At 60.6% G+C, this 18331-nt stretch carries 16 protein-coding genes and 1 pseudogene; 10 read left to right on the top strand and 7 right to left on the bottom strand.

Going from position 1 to position 18331, the window contains the following annotated elements; translation table 11 throughout:
* The first annotated feature begins 29 nt into the window (after nt 1-29).
* Nucleotides 30-995 carry a lysylphosphatidylglycerol synthase domain-containing protein gene (locus VL202_RS25500; protein ID WP_325466852.1) on the top strand — a complete coding sequence of 322 codons (966 nt, stop codon included), beginning with the start codon at nt 30-32 and terminating at the stop codon, nt 993-995.
* A 111-nt stretch (nt 996-1106) separates the two neighbouring features.
* Here VL202_RS25500 and VL202_RS25495 read toward each other — a convergent pair whose 3' ends face one another.
* The 3 genes from VL202_RS25495 to VL202_RS25485 all read right to left on the bottom strand — a co-directional run bounded on the left by VL202_RS25495 (nt 1107) and on the right by VL202_RS25485 (nt 2414).
* Nucleotides 1107-1592: a hypothetical protein gene (locus VL202_RS25495; protein WP_325466851.1), complete on the bottom strand. Its 486-nt coding sequence runs from the start codon at nt 1590-1592 to the stop codon at nt 1107-1109.
* Nucleotides 1593-1804: 212 nt separating this feature from the next.
* A complete protein-coding gene (locus tag VL202_RS25490; protein WP_037103743.1) occupies nt 1805-2014 on the bottom strand; it encodes a cold-shock protein in 210 nt (69 codons plus the stop codon).
* Nucleotides 2015-2036: 22 nt separating this feature from the next.
* A complete protein-coding gene (locus VL202_RS25485; RefSeq protein ID WP_325466850.1) occupies nt 2037-2414 on the bottom strand; it encodes a hypothetical protein in 378 nt (125 codons plus the stop codon).
* Here VL202_RS25485 and VL202_RS25480 point away from each other — a divergent pair.
* Nucleotides 2401-2553 (top strand): entericidin, encoded by a 153-nt coding sequence (locus tag VL202_RS25480; protein ID WP_325466849.1) that lies wholly within the window; start codon nt 2401-2403, stop codon nt 2551-2553. The genes VL202_RS25485 and VL202_RS25480 overlap by 14 nt on opposite strands.
* Before the next feature lie 50 nt (nt 2554-2603).
* On the opposite strand, the gene VL202_RS26035 is transcribed toward VL202_RS25480, so the two are convergent.
* Entirely contained in the window at nt 2604-4502 is a 1899-nt protein-coding gene (locus tag VL202_RS26035; RefSeq protein ID WP_414692950.1) for a flagellin, read from the bottom strand.
* Between the two features lie 408 nt (nt 4503-4910).
* On the opposite strand from VL202_RS26035, the gene VL202_RS25465 reads away from it, so the two are divergent.
* The 5 genes from VL202_RS25465 (at nt 4911) to VL202_RS25445 (ending at nt 12806) form a co-directional block, all read left to right on the top strand.
* Nucleotides 4911-7148, top strand: a complete 2238-nt coding sequence (locus VL202_RS25465) for a transglycosylase domain-containing protein (protein WP_325466848.1) — start codon at nt 4911-4913, stop codon at nt 7146-7148.
* 316 nt (nt 7149-7464) lie between these two features.
* Nucleotides 7465-9387 (top strand): molecular chaperone DnaK, encoded by a 1923-nt coding sequence (dnaK, locus tag VL202_RS25460; RefSeq protein WP_325466847.1) that lies wholly within the window; start codon nt 7465-7467, stop codon nt 9385-9387.
* Nucleotides 9388-9550: 163 nt separating this feature from the next.
* The gene (locus tag VL202_RS25455; protein ID WP_325466846.1) at nt 9551-10654 is read left to right on the top strand and encodes an acyltransferase; all 1104 of its coding nucleotides are present in this window, start codon (nt 9551-9553) and stop codon (nt 10652-10654) included.
* Between the two features lie 158 nt (nt 10655-10812).
* Nucleotides 10813-11940: a molecular chaperone DnaJ gene (gene dnaJ, locus VL202_RS25450; RefSeq protein WP_325466845.1), complete on the top strand. Its 1128-nt coding sequence runs from the start codon at nt 10813-10815 to the stop codon at nt 11938-11940.
* A gap of 146 nt (nt 11941-12086) precedes the next feature.
* Entirely contained in the window at nt 12087-12806 is a 720-nt protein-coding gene (locus VL202_RS25445) for a glutathione S-transferase (RefSeq protein WP_325466844.1), read from the top strand.
* A gap of 4 nt (nt 12807-12810) precedes the next feature.
* Here the strand turns inward: VL202_RS25445 and VL202_RS25440 are convergent, their stop codons facing one another.
* Genes VL202_RS25440 through VL202_RS25430 form a run of 3 tightly spaced genes read right to left on the bottom strand, consistent with a single transcriptional unit; the run spans nt 12811 to nt 16014 of the window.
* Nucleotides 12811-14352: a DHA2 family efflux MFS transporter permease subunit gene (locus VL202_RS25440; RefSeq protein WP_325466843.1), complete on the bottom strand. Its 1542-nt coding sequence runs from the start codon at nt 14350-14352 to the stop codon at nt 12811-12813.
* Between the two features lie 8 nt (nt 14353-14360).
* Nucleotides 14361-15560: an HlyD family secretion protein gene (locus tag VL202_RS25435; RefSeq protein ID WP_325466842.1), complete on the bottom strand. Its 1200-nt coding sequence runs from the start codon at nt 15558-15560 to the stop codon at nt 14361-14363.
* Nucleotides 15553-16014, bottom strand: coding sequence for a MarR family transcriptional regulator (locus tag VL202_RS25430; protein ID WP_325466841.1), 462 nt, complete (start codon nt 16012-16014; stop codon nt 15553-15555). The genes VL202_RS25435 and VL202_RS25430 overlap by 8 nt, the downstream gene beginning before the upstream one ends.
* Before the next feature lie 202 nt (nt 16015-16216).
* Here VL202_RS25430 and recF point away from each other — a divergent pair, with 202 nt between their 5' ends.
* From recF to VL202_RS25415, 3 genes and pseudogenes are all read left to right on the top strand, one after another.
* On the top strand, nt 16217-17341 hold the full coding sequence (gene recF / locus VL202_RS25425) for a DNA replication/repair protein RecF (protein WP_325466840.1): 1125 nt from the start codon (nt 16217-16219) through the stop codon (nt 17339-17341).
* 9 nt (nt 17342-17350) lie between these two features.
* Complete coding sequence (locus tag VL202_RS25420; RefSeq protein ID WP_325466839.1) at nt 17351-18130, top strand: molybdopterin-synthase adenylyltransferase MoeB; 780 nt, start codon at nt 17351-17353, stop codon at nt 18128-18130.
* Nucleotides 18108-18331 (top strand): annotated as a pseudogene (locus tag VL202_RS25415) (GNAT family N-acetyltransferase); the annotation flags it as partial. The gene VL202_RS25420 and the pseudogene VL202_RS25415, both read left to right, overlap by 23 nt.

Below are 18331 nucleotides of genomic sequence, written 5' to 3'. Positions count from 1 at the left end.
TGCCTGCATTTTCCCAGAATCCGCGCCTCATGAAAACGGTCCGCAAATTTGCCTGGCCGGTCATCGGGCTGGCCGCCATCCTGTTTTCGCTCTACGGCCTGTATCACGAGCTGCGCGGTCTCTCGACCGATGATTTCCTTTCGAGCGTCGAGGCGGTGTCACTGAAGGCCTGGCTGCTTGCCGGATGCGCGACGCTGGGCGCCTATGCCGCGCTTGCAGCCTATGACCATCTGGCACTGGAGCATCTCGGCCACAGAATTTCCCTTTGGTTCATCACCGTCTCTTCCTTTACCGCTTATGCCCTGTCGCATACGGTTGGCGCCTCGGTGTTTTCGGGTGCTGTGGTTCGTTATCGTGCTTATGGATCAAAAGGGCTGACAGCCGCCGAAACCGGTGTTCTCGTCGCTTTTTGTTCGTTTACATTCGTACTCGGCACGTTGATGCTGTCTGCGATCGTTCTTCTGGTCGAGCCTGACATCACTGCCCGGTTTGCCAAGTTCCTGCCGGTTAGCGCGTCGATCTCCACCGGGCTGGTCCTCCTCGGCCTGATCGCGCTTTATATCGTCGGAAGCCTTGTCGGTTTCCGGCCGCTGAAGACGCGCTGGTTCAAGCTGGAATATCCCAAACCCTCGCTGGCCTTGCGGCAATTGCTGATCGCGCCGGTCGAACTGATCGCGGCGGCGGCCATTATCTATTTTGCGCTGCCTGAGGCCGGAAACCCGGGTTACCTGGTGATCCTCGGCGTCTTCCTCGCCTCGTTTTCGGCAGCCCTCCTGTCGCATGCGCCAGGCGGGCTCGGCGTTCTGGAACTGATGTTCATCGCCGGCCTGCCGGAGATGGACCCGGCCGGGGTGCTGGCCGGGCTGGTGATCTTCCGGCTGTTCTATCTTGTCATCCCCTTCGCCATGGCGCTGATCGTCGTCGTCATCTTCGAGCGCGAGCAGTTTCTTGACGCGCGTAAAGCCAAGCGGGCAGACGTCAAGGACCTCCGCTAAAGCGCGCGCGTCAAATCGGACGCGCAAAGGTCGCTGTAGCACTTTAGATATGCTGCATAATCTGATCCTTAAATCGATTTCGATTTAGGGAATTATGCAGTGGGCCAGCTGTCATGACGGCGAGTGGCAGACCTTCGGCAGGACCTTCTCCAGCGGTCCGTCGACCTCTTCGAGTTCGGCGCTCTCGATGTGCAGCGGTGAAAAAGGCGGCTCCTGGATCGCGGCATTGACGATGCGGGTAATGTAGCATCCGGCAAAGACACGTGCCTTTCCGCCTTCTTCAGTCGATTTGATCGCCACCGGCACCGGCGCGTAGATGCTGCCGGCTGCCCCTTCCGTCGTCACCTTGCCGGTTATCACTTCGACATCGACGGTCTTGGCATAACCCTTCACGAAGGATGGGTAGTCATCGAACGGCTCGCTGAAATAGCTGTAGGCGCGGGAAAATTCCCTGCGGTTGATGGCGTTGTAGAGCGACTTGACGAGCGCCGCCCCATCCGAGCGATCGTCGATATAGGGAATGTCCTGCGCCTGCGCCGGAAGGGCGCTCGCGAACAGTGCCGCCAGCAATGCGGTGGAAATCAAAATCGTCTTCATGCGCGTCGCTCCCGTGTTGAGAGCGCACCGTTCAACGCCGATGGGGCGATTTGAAGATCGGGAGGTGTCTTCGGGGAAATTACCCCGTAAAAAAACAAAAAGGCCGGGAAATCCCGACCTTTCACAATGCGCTTCGACACACTTTCCAGTACATCCGTGGTCAACCGCGGAAGCGCATTTCCCCGGCGCGGATCATCGCGCCAGATTTGGTATTAGGCAGCCTGCAGGTTGTCAGCAGACATCTTGCCGGACTTGCGGTCCTTGACCAGCTCGAAGCTGATCTTCTGGCCGTCATTGAGGCCGCGCATGCCAGCGCGCTCTACAGCCGAAATGTGGACGAAAACGTCCTGGCTGCCGTCGTCCGGCTGAATGAAGCCGAAGCCCTTTGTCGAGTTAAACCATTTTACTGTGCCAGTGGCCATAACGATCCCTTTCTCTAGCAAATTATAGTGACCAAGCCGTGGTATTACAGCGAGGCTTGATGTTCGAATCTGAAGGAAAGTTCGTCCAATTGCGCACAAAGTCGCAAAAACCAAAGTCATCTAACAAATATCGATCAAGGCTCAGATAGTTTACCGAGGTGGCGCAGTCAAGTTCTATTATTTTTATTTCGTCATCGCCGTTGTTTTCATTGGGTTTTGCGCCCGACGTGGCGGATTTTTTTCTGCCGGCGGCGCCCGACGCGAACCGACTGTCCTGAAAATGTCGGCCAATGCAGGCTGATTGTGCTTTCGCCGCGTTGATTTGCGCCGCTCCTGCATCATTTCCGATTCTGCCGATCAATCGGCATTTTGTTGGAGGAATGACGATGTCGAAAATCATGATCGCCTTGGCCTGCCTTTCCGTGCTCGCCCTTGCCGGTTGCGGCAACACGGTGCGCGGAATGCAGAAGGACGGCGTCCAGACCAGCCATGCCCTGGACGACGCAACGCACCGGATCGCTCGCGCGAATGCGAATTGAGGTGTGGCGCGCTTCGGTTGACGGGGAGCAGGCGCTACGCCGCGCCGGTCTCAGCGGAAGAGCGCCATGATATTTTCCGAATTCGAATTGGCGATCTGCAGCGCCTGAACGCCGAGTTGTTCCTGCGTCTGCAGCGCTTTGAGGCGGGTAGATTCCTCGTTCATATCGGCATCGACGAGGCGGCCGATACCCTTGTCGATGATCGACATCAACTCGAACGCGAAATCGGATTGCATGTCGATCCTGCTCTGGAAGGCTCCGAGCGCGGTCGCGCCATCCGTTATTCTCTCGCTGACGATGTCGATGTAGGCAATGTAGCTGTCGAGCTTGTCAGGGTTCTGCGCGATGTCGATATCGAGAAAATTGATCGTTGGGATGGGCTCGATGCTGACACGGATCTGATCAAAATTGATGTCCGTTCCGCTGCCCCATGTCCGGTCCAAAGCGGGATCTGACTTCATCATGACGGTCGTTGCGGAGTTTGCCGCGATGATGAGATCCGGCCAATCCGGCGCGAGCAGCGAGTTCAACAGCGTCGCCATCTCTCCGGCCGTCTCGACCTTTCCGCTGTCCTTTCCAAAGAGCGTGTTCACATAGGTTCTGTCGAACGAATATGACTTGGGCGGAGCGCCGTTTAGCGAGAATGAAAAATTGATGTTTACGCCGTCCTCGTTGTCTCCGTCCTCGTGAACAATGAACTGTTGGAAGCTCAGCTCCATCCCCGAGCCTCTCGTGCCGTATTTGAAACCGGTAGTCAGGCCACCCGTGCCTACGGCAACGCTGCTCAGGTTCGCAATCTCAACATAGGAACCGTCGCCGTGGATCTGGTTCGTGCTGATGGTCATCGTCTTTTTATCATGTACCCAAGGACCCGAGCCCGGAGGATCCTGTATGATGGCGTTGGCAGATACAAAAGCGCCTTCCGCATTCAGTACGGAGTTCAGAACGCCAGCGAAGTCTGTGTTCGTCGAGATGATTCCGCCCAATGCTGCATTGTACGCGTCGATCACCGCCTTGTTGATCGTGATGGTTTTTGAATACCCCGGATAATATGGGCCGGGCAGTTCATCGAGATCGGCCATCGTGCCCGTATAGCCGTGCGGGTTGGTGTCTTCCTTGTCCAGGATGATGTCGAAGCTGATCTGGGCACCCGGCGCATTGAAGTCCAGCGGTGATCCGACGGGAAAGTCGTTCAATCTGAAGCTGCCCGCCACACCCATTGAACGGCTGGGATACATCCAGCCGGCACCCTGGTTTCCATCGTAGGGCGTGGAATCGATAGCTGTCGGCGGAGTGGTGCCGGGGCTGAGATTGCGCATGCCGCCCAGCGTCTCAAGATCGCGCGCGTCGGCTTGCAACAGCCCGCCGCCGGTGCTGTTGAAAAGCGAAACGTCAGACAGGTGGATGTTCATGGTCTTCACGGAGACGCTGCCCGAGGCGCTTCGCGCGAAGGAGGCCGCGCTCGGGGCCGCGTTCAGATCGTAGTCGTATATGTTTGAAATGTCGGTAACGAGCCAGTTCTGGCCGCTGAAACTGGAAGATTGGGCGACGCTTTGAACCTGTTGCTTCAGTTCGCTCAACTCTTTCTGGATTTTTCCCTTGTCGACACCGGGTTCTTTCGCCGCAACGAGTTTGGCTTTGAAATCGCCGAGAATGTCGATAACCGCGCTCAGGCCCATATAGGCGGTGTCCACCTTCGCGGCCGCGAAGCCAAGTGCGTCGGAGATCGCTGACATTGCCCCGTTGTCCGATTTCATGGTCGTGCTGATCGACCAGTATGCGGCGTCGTCAGCCGCCGTCTGGATGCGCAGCCCGGAGGAGACCCGCGCTTGCGTGGATGTCACGTCGCTGTCGATCGAGCGCAAAGTCTGGAGCGCAGCAATAGCGCCCGCATTCGTATGGATGCTGGTCAAAATGGCACACTGATAAATGGATTGATTGCCCATCATGGGCGGATGATCTGCAGATAATAGACCGCCTTCTTGGTTAACAATCCGTTAATTTCAATATTTTTCTCAATAATCGCAATTAATTAGATAATTATTCAATTATGTATTATTCATCTTTAAATTATCGCCGGGCACTGATGTTGCCGGCAATGATGCCGAAGGGTTTTCTATGAGGCTGAGACGCCTTCGAAATCAAATGCCTTCCGCACCGTGCCGAATCTGTCCGTACGGTCGGGCCATCGCGGGAGCGGGACCGAAGTGCAAGCCCATGAACCGCCAGTGTTTTCTCCCGCCTGAATTTAACTCCCCCTTAAATCGCCGTATTTACACTTCATCGCACCGATTGAAATCGGCGCGGCCTTCGGCTTGCGCTCCTGAAACGCTCATCCGGAGCCGCCCCGTCCCGACATGGCAGGAAATCGCACATCATCGCAGAGGATCGAGCCTTCCTTCGAAGGCGGACGGGGAAGGCGTGATGATGGGGAACTGCGCGCGGATGCCCGCGATCGTGTTGCCGGCGGGGGCAAGAAGTCGGGTGGCTCGAGAAACTCGAAACCGCCGGCGCGGAAAGCCAGATCAAGGAGCGGCCGTCGTGGCTCGCGGGGCGGCGGCGGGATTACCGGGCTGATCCGCTCGCTGGTCTACTGGTGCGTGGTTCTCGGCATCTGGGGCGCCGTCGGCATCGGTTGTCTGGTGCTGTATTACGGTGCCCGCATGCCGAGCGCCACCAGCTGGGCCATTCCGGACAGGCCGCCGAACGTCAAGATCCTGTCCGTCAATGGCGAGATCATCGCCAATCGCGGCGCCACCGGCGGCGAGGCGCTGTCTCTCGAAAACATGTCGCCCTATATCCCGCAGGCGGTCATCGCCATCGAGGACCGGCGCTTCTATTCGCACTTTGGCGTCGATCCGCTCGGCCTGGCGCGCGCAATGCTGACCAATATCACCACCGGCCGCCTGGTGCAGGGCGGTTCGACGCTCACCCAGCAACTCGCCAAGAACCTCTTCCTCTCGCCGGAGCGCACGCTCGAGCGCAAGGTGCAGGAAGTGCTTCTGTCCATCTGGCTGGAGCAGAAATACACCAAGGACCAGATTCTCGCGATGTATCTGAACCGGGTGTTTTTCGGCTCGAACGCCTATGGCGTCGAGGCGGCGTCGAGGCGCTATTTCAACAAATCCGCGCGTGATGTGAACCTCGGCGAGGCAGCGCTGTTGGCCGGTCTGCTCAAGGCACCCTCGCGCCTGTCGCCGGCGCGTGATCCGAAGGCGGCGGAAGAGCGGGCGCAGGTTGTTCTCGGCACGATGCGCGAGGAAGGCTTCATTACCGATGCCGAGATCAAGACGGCGATGTCGCAACCTCCGACCAAGGCCAAGAGCTTCTGGTCCGGCGCGCAATATTATGCCGCCGACATGGTCATGGACCAGCTGCCGGGCATGGTCGGCGACATCAGCCAGGACCTGATCGTCGATACCACGCTCGATCTCGACCTCGAAAAGAAGGCCGAAGAGACGCTGGCCGCGAGCCTGGACGAATCCGGGCAGAAGCTCAATGTCAGCCAAGCCGCGCTCGTTTCGATCGACGGCACCGGGGCCATCCGCGCGCTGGTCGGCGGCCGCGACTATGCCGACAGCCAGTTCGACCGCGCCGTCAAGGCCAAGCGCCAGCCGGGCTCGGCCTTCAAGCCATTCGTCTATGCCGCGGCCATGGAAATCGGTCGCACGCCGATGTCGATCCGCAACGACGGGCCGGTGCGCATCGGCAACTGGACGCCGGAAAACTACGACCAGAAATATCGCGGCGAGGTTTCGCTTGCCACGGCCCTCGCCAATTCGCTGAATACCATCGCCGCCCAACTGGTGATGGAGGTCGGGCCGCGGAACGTCATCAAGCTCGCCCGCCGGCTCGGCATCGAATCGGAGATGCAGTCCAATGCCTCGATCGCGCTCGGCACGTCCGAAGTTAGCCTCGTCGAGCTGACATCGGCCTATGCACCGTTCATGAATGGTGGCTTCAAGGCGACGCCGCATGTCATCAAGCGGATTTCGACTGCCGACGGCACGGTGCTGTATGAAAACACCTATGACAGCCCGCCACGCGTGCTGGATCCCGCCATCGTCAGCGAGATGAACCGGATGATGGTCGGCGTCATCGATCATGGTACCGGCAAGGCTGCCCGGCTGAAGGGCTGGCAGGCGGCCGGCAAGTCAGGCACGACCCAGTCCTTCCGCGACGCGCTGTTCGTTGGCTTCACCAGCAACCTGACGACCGGCATCTGGTTCGGAAACGACGACGGCAAGTCGATGAAGAAGGTGACGGGCGGCGGTCTGCCGGCCAAGGCCTGGCACGATTACATGACAGCCGCGCATGAGGGCCTGTCGCCGTCGCCGATCTTCGGCACGACGGGCGTCCAGCCGGTGTTCGAGGACAATCAGGCATCCCCCGAAAGCATCGGGAACGTCATTTCTGGCGGTGCGATCGACGAGTTCCCGCAGGCGCCGGTTTCTGATGGCCAGATCGCCAATGGTCAGGGAGTGCAGCAGCCGGCCGATGCCGCCAATTCCGGCCTCCTGCCGCCGGCCGATGTCGGCGAGACGACGGGCGCCACTCGCCGGACGACGCTGTTCGATATCCTGACGGGCGGTTGAACCGCCGTCTTTCATCCCCATTTCTGGACATGAGGGTCAGCACTCGTTGCTGCCGGACGGCGCCTTTCAAGCGAGGCAGGCCGTGTGTGAAATAGAGCCTTTTGTTCGATGCGTGTTTTTCGTTGTTTTTGCGCCCAGTCGCTTTGTTTTCGCGCGTTTTCGGCCCGCGAGATGTCTTGCAGTCCGAAACACTGGTCCTTATATACGCCCCATCACCGTGGCTATCGCTGCGAACATCCCACAGACCCATCCCGTTAGGGGCTGTCAAATGAATGCCTGACCGGGTTCTGACAGTCCGCTTCAAGGAGAGAATGACATGGCAAAAGTAATCGGTATCGACTTGGGAACGACCAATTCCTGCGTCGCCGTCATGGACGGCAAGGACGCGAAGGTTATTGAAAATGCGGAAGGCGCGCGCACGACCCCTTCGATCGTTGCGTTCAACGACGACGGGGAGCGTCTGATCGGCCAGCCGGCCAAGCGCCAGGCCGTCACCAATCCGGAAAACACGCTGTTCGCCGTCAAGCGCCTGATCGGCCGCCGTTACGACGACAAGCTCGTGGAAAAGGACAAGGGCCTCGTTCCCTACAATATCGTCAAGGGCGATAACGGCGATGCCTGGGTCGAAGCGCATGCCGAAAAATATTCGCCGTCACAGGTCTCCGCCATGATCCTTCAGAAGATGAAGGAAACCGCCGAATCCTATCTTGGTGAAAAGGTCACGCAGGCCGTCATTACGGTGCCGGCCTACTTCAACGACGCCCAGCGCCAGGCAACCAAGGATGCCGGCCGCATTGCCGGTCTCGAAGTCCTGCGCATCATCAACGAGCCGACCGCAGCTGCTCTTGCCTACGGCCTCGACAAGAAGGACGGCAGGACCATCGCCGTCTACGACCTGGGTGGCGGTACGTTCGATATCTCGGTTCTCGAAATCGGCGACGGCGTCTTCGAAGTGAAGTCGACCAACGGCGACACCTTCCTCGGCGGTGAAGACTTCGACATGCGTCTGGTCGAATATCTCGCGGCCGAATTCAAGAAGGACCAGGGCATCGACCTGAAGAACGACAAGCTTGCCCTGCAGCGCCTCAAGGAAGCTGCCGAAAAGGCGAAGATCGAACTGTCATCCTCGCAGCAGACCGAAATCAACCTGCCGTTCATCACGGCTGACGCGTCCGGCCCGAAGCACCTGACGATGAAGCTGTCGCGCGCCAAGTTCGAAAGCCTGGTCGATGATCTCGTCCAGCGCACCGTCGCACCGTGCAAGGCAGCCCTCAAGGATGCCGGCGTCACCGCGGCCGAGATCGATGAAGTCGTTCTGGTCGGTGGCATGAGCCGCATGCCGAAGGTACAGGAAGTCGTCAAGCAGCTGTTCGGCAAGGAGCCGCACAAGGGCGTCAACCCGGATGAAGTCGTCGCTCTCGGCGCCGCCATCCAGGCCGGCGTTCTGCAGGGCGACGTCAAGGACGTCCTGCTCCTCGACGTGACCCCGCTGTCGCTCGGCATCGAAACGCTCGGTGGCGTCTTCACCCGCCTGATCGAGCGCAACACGACGATTCCGACGAAGAAGAGCCAGACCTTCTCGACGGCCGAAGACAGCCAGAACGCCGTGACCATCCGCGTTTCGCAGGGCGAGCGCGAAATGGCGCAGGACAACAAGCTGCTCGGCCAGTTCGACCTGGTCGGCATCCCGCCGGCACCGCGTGGCGTTCCGCAGATCGAAGTTACCTTCGATATCGACGCCAACGGCATCGTGCAGGTTTCGGCCAAGGACAAGGGCACCGGCAAGGAGCACCAGATCCGGATCCAGGCATCGGGCGGTCTGTCCGACGCCGATATCGAAAAGATGGTCAAGGACGCAGAGGCCAATGCCGAAGCCGACAAGAAGCGCCGCGAAGGTGTAGAAGCCAAGAACCAGGCCGAGAGCCTGATTCACTCGTCGGAAAAGTCGCTGAAGGAATTCGGTGACAAGGTGACGGAAGTCGAGCGCACGGCGATCTCCGATGCGATTGCTGCATTGAAGACCGCCGTCGAAGCCTCCGATCCGGATGCAGAGGACATCAAGACCAAGACCCAGACGCTTCTCGAAGCCTCGATGAAGCTTGGCCAGGCGATGTACGAATCCCAGCAGGCCGACGCCGCCAATGCCGATGCGCAGGCGGATGCGGCCCGCGATGGCGACATCGTCGATGCCGACTACGAGGAAGTCAACGACGAGGACGATCGCAAGAAGTCCGCATAAGTCTTCGACGACCGAACACCGAACCCGGGATGTGAAAGCATCCCGGGTTTTTTCATTTGAGGAACTGCGACGGCGGATTCACCTTAACGGATGATTTGCAAGACGCTGATATAAGAACCGTGCCAATGAACAGTGTCGCGACCATGTCGGCGGGGATTGTGTCATGCATTTCAGAATTTTCGAATCCTGGCGGCTCATGGCGGCCATTCTGGTGATGACCTACCATTTCCTGCGGTTCGGACCCGGCGATCCCTTCCAATATGACCTGAGCCACGTACTCGAGCGCCTGTTGCCGTTGATGGACATGTTCTTCATGATCTCCGGCTTCCTCATCCTGCTGCGCTACGGCGACAAGCTGAAGGACTGGCCCAGCTACAGGTCGTTCATCGTCCGCCGCCTTGCGCGCTTCTATCCGCTTTATCTTGTTACCTTGACCTTCTTCGTCCTCGTCGGCGTGATGCTGCATCTGGGGCTGGTGTCATCGACGGTGCCGGAACGCTACGATTACAGCATCCTGCCGCAGAATATCCTGCTGCTGCAGGCCTGGGGGACGACGAAGGAGCTGAGCTTCAACTATGTCTCTTGGTCACTATCGGCCGAATGGTTCTGCTACCTGCTGCTGCCGGTCTATGTGTTCGTCATCCGCCGTGCCGGCGTGAGAGGGCTGGCGGCACTTGCCGTGGTCAGCGTCGTCCTGCTGGAGGTTGCGACGCGGGTTGGTCTCATCCCGTTCAAGAGCTGGCTGCTGGCCGATACCTGGGGCGCCTATCGCGCCTTTGCCGACTTCGCCATCGGCGGCTTGGTCATGCTGCTCGCTCGCGACAGCCGCCTCAAATGGCGCTCCCATACACTCGCCTGGGGTCTCTTCGCCTTCGCCATGGCCGGCATGATGATGCTGTGGCCTGCCTATGTCATCGTCGGGCTGCTCGGCATCGCCATGTTCGCCGCTGCCGTGGTGGAGCGCAACAATCCCGGGGGTGCGAAGATCCTGTCGTTCTTCTCGCCGGTCGGCAAGGTCTCGTTCGGCATCTATCTCTGGCATCCGGTGGTGGAGACCATCGTGCTCGCCCTCGTCTGGCGTCACGGTATCGAGCCGCTCGGCATCATCAGCTTCTACCAGTTCCTGATCGTACCGATGATCATCGCCGTTCTCGTTGCCATGGGCTCCGATCGCTACTTTGAAAAACCGGTGAGCGAGCGCATCAATCGCCTCTGCGGCTGGGACAGGAGCGCACGCAAAGCGCATGCGGGCGCAGCCGCGACCTGAAAGCCGCGGGAACCCGGTCTTTTCCAATAAAAAACGGCAATGATGCTGTATTGCCTATGGTATCGCGGGTGAAGGTTCACTAAATCCTGTGCAAGGAAATTTGGCGACCACCGGGCAGCCGGTTTTGACGCGCCTATTCAACGGGACAACCTGCAAGTATGAAACGTGATCTTTACGAAACGCTCGGCGTTGCGAAAACAGCGGATGAAAAGGAGCTGAAAAGCGCTTTCCGCAAACTGGCAATGAAATACCATCCGGACAAGAATCCCGGCGATGCGGAATCGGAAAAGACCTTCAAGGAAATCAACCAGGCCTATGAGACGCTGAAGGATCCGCAGAAGCGGGCAGCCTATGACCGATATGGCCATGCGGCCTTCGAGCAGGGCGGCATGGGTGGCGCCGGCGCGGGCATGGGTGGTGCCGGTGGCTTCTCCGACATCTTCGAAGACATTTTCGGCGAGATGATGGGCGGCGGCCGCCAGCGGCGGTCTTCAGGTGGCCGCGAACGCGGCGGCGACCTGCGCTACAACATGGAAATCACGCTGGAAGAAGCCTATTCCGGCAAGACCGCGCAGATCCGCGTGCCGACGTCGATCACCTGCGACCTCTGCAGCGGCTCCGGCGCCAAGCCGGGTACCAAGCCGACGACCTGCGCCACCTGTCAGGGCTCCGGCCGCGTGCGTGCGGCTCAAGGCTTCTTCTCGATCGAGCGAACCTGCCCGACCTGTCAGGGGCGCGGCCAGACGATCGCCGATCCCTGCACCAAGTGCCACGGCCATGGCCGGATCACCGAAGAGCGCTCGCTCTCGGTCAACATTCCGGCCGGTATCGAGGACGGCACCCGCATCCGCCTGTCGGGCGAGGGCGAGGCAGGCGCGCGTGGCGGCCCGGCCGGCGATCTCTATATCTTCCTGTCGGTCAAGCCGCACGAGTTCTACCAGCGCGACGGCGCGGACCTCTATTGCAGCGTGCCGATCTCGATGACCACGGCGGCGCTCGGCGGCAAGTTCGACGTGGCGACGCTCGACGGAACCAAGTCGCGCGTTTCGGTGCCGGAAGGCACGCAGGCCGGCAAGCAGTTCCGCCTGAAGGGCAAGGGCATGCCGGTGCTACGCTCCAGCCAGGTCGGTGATCTCTATATCCAGATCCAGATCGAGACGCCGCAGAAGCTGACCAAGCGTCAGCGCGAGCTGCTGAAGGAATTCGAAGACCTGTCCTCGAAAGAGAACAATCCGGAATCGGCGGGCTTCTTCTCCCGCATGAAGGATTTCTTCGATATCGAATGACTGTCGCGGCGCGACTGGTCGAACAGACGATCGGCGGTATATCCGGGTCGGGAGCAGCAATGCTTCCGGCCTTTTCATTTTCAGCCGCCGGCAGATGTGGACGGTCGCGGCGCGCGAACCGAACCCGATAGCGAGAGAGGTGCCCCTTGACCTACGAACTCTATTACTGGGACGGAATTCCAGGCCGTGGCGAATTCGTCCGGCTGGCGCTGGAGCAGGCTGGCGCCGATTATGTCGATGTCGTTCGCGAGGAGGGTGGCATGGCGCGGATGATGGCGGTGCTGAAGGGCAGGGCCAACGGTTTCGTGCCGTTCGCGCCGCCCTTCCTGAAAGATGGCGATCTGCTGGTTTCCCATGTCGCCAATATCCTGCAGCACCTCGGCGGCAAGCTCAGTCTCGCGCCGAAGGACGAGGCGGGCCGCCTCGAAGCCAATGGATTGCAGCTCAGCATCACCGATTTCGTGGCGGAGATCCACGACGTGCACCATCCGATCGGCGTTTCGTTGTATTATGAGGACCAGAAGGACGAGGCGTTGCGTCGGGCGGAGGATTTTCGCGACGAGCGCCTGCCGAAATTTCTCGGCTATTTCGAGAGACAACTCCGCAAGAATGGAAAAGGCGAGATCCACGCGGTCGGCGATGCGCTGATCTATGTGGATCTGTCGCTGTTTCATGTCGTTGAAGGCCTGCGTTATGCCTTCCCGAGAGCCATGGCGACGGCCGAGCCGGACTACCCGATGATGGTTGCCCTCCACGCGCAGGTGAAGGCCCTGCCGCGCATCGAGGCCTATCTGTCATCCGGCCGCCGACTCGCTTTCAACGAGGGCGGCATCTTCCGGTATTATCCAGAGTTGGACCGGGCATAGTTCGCTATTCCATCGCCGCGCTGTGGTCGATCACGGGGGGTGCCTTCGGCTTGCGCAACAGGAAGACCAGCGGCATGACGGCGAGCGACATCACCATCAGGAGCTTGAAATCGTCCATATAGGCAATGATCGTTGCCTGCAGCGTGACGATGCTGTCGAGCGAGGCGCGGCCGACGGCGGTCATGGGATCGAGAGCGGCTGCCGCCGGTGCCTGGAAGGCATGGTTGAACGGGGTCACATAGCTGGCAATGGCTTCATGGTTGGCCTGCGTGTTTTCCACCAGCAGCGCCGCGACCACGGCAATGCCGACACTCGAGCCGACATTGCGGGACAGGTTATAGAGCCCGGTGCCGTCGCCGCGCATGTCCGCAGGCAGGGTAGCGAATGCGATCGTCGTCAGCGGCACGAACAGGAAGCCGAGGCCGGCGCCCTGGACGAAACCGACCGATATGATCGTCCATTGGGAGACATCCGGCGTCCAGCCCATCATGTCGTACATCGCCCAGGCGGTGATCGCGAGCCCGGTGAACAACAGGATGCGCGTGTCGACCTTGCCGATCAGCCGGCCGACCACGAACATGCAGACCATGGTACCGAGCCCGCGCGGGCCCATGACGAGGCCGGCCGTGATGACCGGATAGCCCATCAGCGACTGGAGATAGGGCGTCATCAGCGCCAGCGATGCCAGATAGGTGACGCCGACAACGAAGATGAACAGCATGCTCACCGTGAAATTCTGGTCGCGGAAAAGGCGCGGATTGATGAAGGATTTTTCCGTCGTCAGCGTGTGGATCAAGAGCAGATAGAAGGCACTGGCGCAGACGACCGCCTCGACGATGATCTCGCCGGAGGAAAACCAGTCGAGCTGGCCGCCGCGATCGAGGAAGAGCTGCAGCGAGGCGATGCCGAGGCTGAGCATGCCGAAGCCGAACCAGTCGAGTTTCGCCTGGGCGTCGATCTTGGTTTCCTTGACGAAGATACTGATGCCGGCGAAAGCGAGCGCGCCGATCGGCACGTTGATGTAGAACACCCAGCGCCAGCTGATATTCTCCGTCAGCCAGCCGCCGATCACCGGCCCGAGCACCGGGCCGACCATGACGGAGACACCGAACAGCGCCATGGCCGAGCCGCGTTCCTCGACGGAATAGATGTCGAGCAGGATGCCCTGCGACAGCGGCACGAGCGCTGCGCCGAACAGGCCCTGCAACAGCCGGAAGCCGACGATCTGGGGCAGGGACTGGGCAAGGCCGCAGAGAACCGACGCGACAACGAAGCCGACGATCGCCACCAGCAACACGCGCTTGCGGCCGAATTTCTGCGACAGAAATCCGGAGGGCGGCGTCATGATCGCGGCGGCGACGATATAGGATGTCAGCACCCAGTTGATCTGGTCGGCGCTGGCCGCGACGCTGCCCTGGATATAGGGAAGCGCCACATTGGCAATCGTCGTGTCCAATGCCTGCATGATCACGGCAAGGATGATGCAGGCCGTGATCGCGCCGCGATTGGCGACCGGCGTCGTGGCCGCGGATGGGGTGCTGCTCATGACAGTGCTTACTCGTGCGCCTGCGCGGTCGAATGATCGAGCAGATTGCGGATCGAATCAGGCAGGCCGCGGGCATGGCCGGTATCGACGGCGATCAGCGTGCTCATGCCGACGCGCAGCGGCGGCTTGCCCTCCGTATCGTCGAGCGTCACGCGCATCGGAATCCGCTGCACCACCTTCACCCAGTTGCCGGATGTGTTCTGTGCCGGAAGCAGGGCGAAGCTCGAGCCGGAGGCCGGGCTGACGCTTTCGACCCTGCCCTTCCATTCGACGCCCGGATAGGTATCGACGGTGATGCTCACCGGCTGGCCGGGCTTCACATAGGTCAGCTCGGTTTCCTTCGGATTCGCAGCGATCCACATATTCCTGGTGGAGACCAGCGAAAACGCCTGCTGCGCCTCGTCGAGATAGCTGCCGACTTGCAGGGCGTTGACATTGGTGACGACCCCGTCGAAAGGCGCCCGGACCGTCGCATTGTCCAGCTCGCGCTGACTGTCGTCCACCGCCGATTTCGCTTCCAGGTAGAGCGGGTTCTTCTCGACCGGCTGATCGGCATCGCCGCCGAGCTGGGCCAGCGTGGTTGCCGCCTGGGCCTTGGCAACCGAAACCTTCTGCTTTGCGGCATCCAGATTGTGCTTGGCCTCGTCATAGGTCGCATGCGATGCCGCCGCATTCGAAATCAGCGTCTGCTGCCGGTCGAAGACGGTCTGGTAATAGGGGATATCGGCTTCGACCTGTGCGATCTGCGCAAGTGTCTGCGCATAGCTCGCCTTCAGGTTCAAAAGCTGGTTACGGGCAGCGGCAAGCTTTGCCTCAGCGCCCTCAAGCGCGATGCGGAACGAATCCTGCTTCAGGCGAAACAGCACCTGCCCTGCCTTCACCTCTTCGTTCTCGTGCACATCGACCGAAGCAACGATACCCGCGACGTCGGTGGAGACGCCGACCATGTCGGCCTGCAGATAGGCATTGTCCGTCTCCATGATCTGGCCGCCGGTGACGTAGTAGTAAGCGCCCGCTACGAGGGCAATCGGCAGCAGGGCGAAGAGGATCGGTCGCTTGAGGCTGCGGCGCCGCTTGGCAACGGAACCGGAACCAGGCTCGGCGGCTGTCGGCACGGCGATCCTGGCTTCCGCCGTCGGGGGCTCCGAGGGCTCCAGAGCGGTGACATTGGCATTTGCGGGGACGCGAAGAGAAGATGTGTCAGCCATTTTGCGTTTCTTTGTCGGCCGGCGCGCGGCAGGCCTGCAGGAGGTTGGATTTCATCAGGTCGAGGATGGCGAGCAACCGTTCCCGGTCGTCGTCGGAAATGCCCAGCAGCGCCTCGCTGCGGGTGGCGTCGCCGATGGCGCGCATGTCGGACAGCAGCCCGCGCGCCAGTTCGGTTGTGTAGAGAAGCGAAATGCGGCGGTCGGTCTCATGCCGCCGGCGCTCGATGAAGCCGCGTTCGGCCAGCTTGTCGAGAACGCGCATCAGGGTAATCGGTTCGATTTCCAGAAGCTCCGCCAGGCCGCTTTGATGGATGCCTTCATTGCGCGCCAGATAGGCGATCGTCTGCCATTGCGAGCGGGTCAGACCCATATGCTTCGCCCGCTGTTCGAACCGCTTGCGCAGCAGGCGCGCAACGTCGTGCAGCAGGAAGCCAACGGTGGGAGCAAGGTTCATGGGGAGGGCGCCATATAGTAAGCATGCATAAGATAAGCATTCTTATTTGAATTTCCGCAGATGCGCAATAAGGGTATGTGCGTTGCGGCAATCTTGCGTGAAAAGCCTCGGCATCGAATTGAGCATATCGAAAAACAACGTTCCATCTTGCCATTGGCGGTTCGCGCGCTTAGCTCTCGGGCGACACGCAACCGGATTCTTCATGCCGCACAAGGTTTCCCTCTCTCGTCTGAAGCTGAGCGATTTCCGCAATTACGTGGGCCTCTCGCTGGACCTCGACGCGCGCCATGTGGTGCTGACCGGCGAAAACGGGGCGGGAAAAACCAACCTGATGGAAGCTGTCTCATTCCTCTCTCCCGGCCGGGGACTGCGCCGCGCCGCCTATGCGGATGTTGCACGCGTCGGCGCCGAGACGGGCTTTTCCGTCTTTGCGGAACTGGAAGGCATGGACGGACCGGTGGAAATCGGCACGGGAACGGCCGGTGCGGAGGATGGACAGGCGCGCCGTTTGCGGCTGAACGGCACGACGGCAAAAACCGTTGACGAACTGCTCGACCATGCCCGTGTGCTCTGGCTGACGCCTGCCATGGACGGGTTGTTTACCGGGGGCTCCAGCGATCGCCGCCGCTTCCTCGACCGCCTTGTCCTGTCGCTTGATCCCGAGCACGGCCGCCGCGCCACCGACTACGAGCGCGCCATGCGCAGCCGCAACAAGCTGCTGTCCGAAGGACGACCCGATCCCGTCTGGCTGACAGGCCTGGAGCGCCAGATGGCGGAGCTTGGGATTTCCATGGCGCTGGCGCGGCAGGAAATGCTCGGCCTGCTGGCCGGGCTGGTAGAGCGCAATCAGGAAGGCGGCGTGTTTCCCGTCGCCGATCTCGCGCTATCCGGCTTTCTCGACGGCGAATGGAACCGCCCGGCCTTCGATCTGGAAGAACAATATCTCGACATGATGAAAGCGGGGCGTTACCGGGATGCCGCGGCCGGGCGCACGCTCGATGGCCCGCATCGCAGCGATCTTTTGATCCGTCACCGCACCAAGAACATGGAAGCCGCGCGCTGCTCGACCGGAGAGCAGAAGGCGCTTCTCGTCGGCCTTGTGCTTGCCCATGCCCGCCTCGTCGGCAACATGACCGGCCATGCGCCGATCCTGCTGCTCGATGAAATCGCCGCCCATCTGGACGAGGGCAGGCGGGCGGCTTTGTTCGATCTGGTCGATGGTCTCGGTGGCCAGGCCTTCATGACCGGCACGGATCAATCGATGTTCTCGGCGCTCGGGGCGCGGGCGCGGTATCTGACGGTTGCCAATGGCAGCGTTTCGGGGTGACATTCCAGCATGAGCACACTCAATTCCGAAGAGATCGAACGCTATGCGCGCCATATCATGCTGCCGGAGATCGGCGGTAGCGGCCAGCAGGCGCTAAAGGCTGCCCGTGTACTGGTCATCGGGGCCGGCGGCCTCGGTGCGCCGGTGCTGCAATACCTTGCCGCCGCGGGGATCGGCACCCTAGGCATCGTCGATGACGATACGGTCTCGCTGTCGAACCTGCAGCGGCAGGTCATCCATGGCACGCCGGATATCGGCCGACCGAAGATAGACAGCGCTGCGGATACCATCCAGCGAATCAACCCGCATGTGACGGTTATCCGCCATGCCGAAAGGCTGAGCACCGACAATGTCGAACAGCTTTTCAGCGGTTACGAGATCGTCGTCGATGGTTCCGACAATTTCGAGACTCGCTATCTCGCCGCCGATGTCGCCGAGCGGATGGAGGTCACGCTGGTGTCGGCAGCCGTTGGTCGCTTCGATGGATCTCTGACCGTCCTGCAGCCCTGGAAGACCGCACAGGACGGACGGCAGAACCCGCGTTACCGCGACCTCTTTCCAGAGCCGCCGCCGCCGGGCGTCGTCCCATCCTGTGCCGAGGCCGGCATTGTCGGGGCGCTGACCGGCGTGCTCGGCACATTGCAGGCTATGGAAGTGATCAAGATCATCAGCGGCGCCGGCGAACCACTGATCGGGCGCCTTTTGATGTATGACGCGCTCGCCGCGCGGTTCGAGACGATCAAATACAGCCGTAAGAAAGCGCCCGATGCAGCTCCTGGCGATCGATGAAACGTTCAAGGATTGGGGCGCGCTGCTGGCGCTGATCCTCGATTCCTTCGCCTACATGCGTCCACGCATCGATCCGCCGTCATCGGCCTTGCGGCTGACACTCGCTTCCTTGCGAGAAAAGGCGATGGTCGAAAAATCCTATGCCGCGGTCGAGGATGGCAGGCTGCTCGGCTGTATCTTCTGCAAGCCGGAACCGCCGGA

Source organism: Pararhizobium sp., assembly GCF_035497515.1.
Taxonomy (GTDB): Bacteria; Pseudomonadota; Alphaproteobacteria; order Rhizobiales; family Rhizobiaceae; genus Pararhizobium.
The sequence above is the reverse complement of the archived record's forward strand: the minus strand, read 5'-3'. Positions and strand labels throughout refer to the sequence as shown.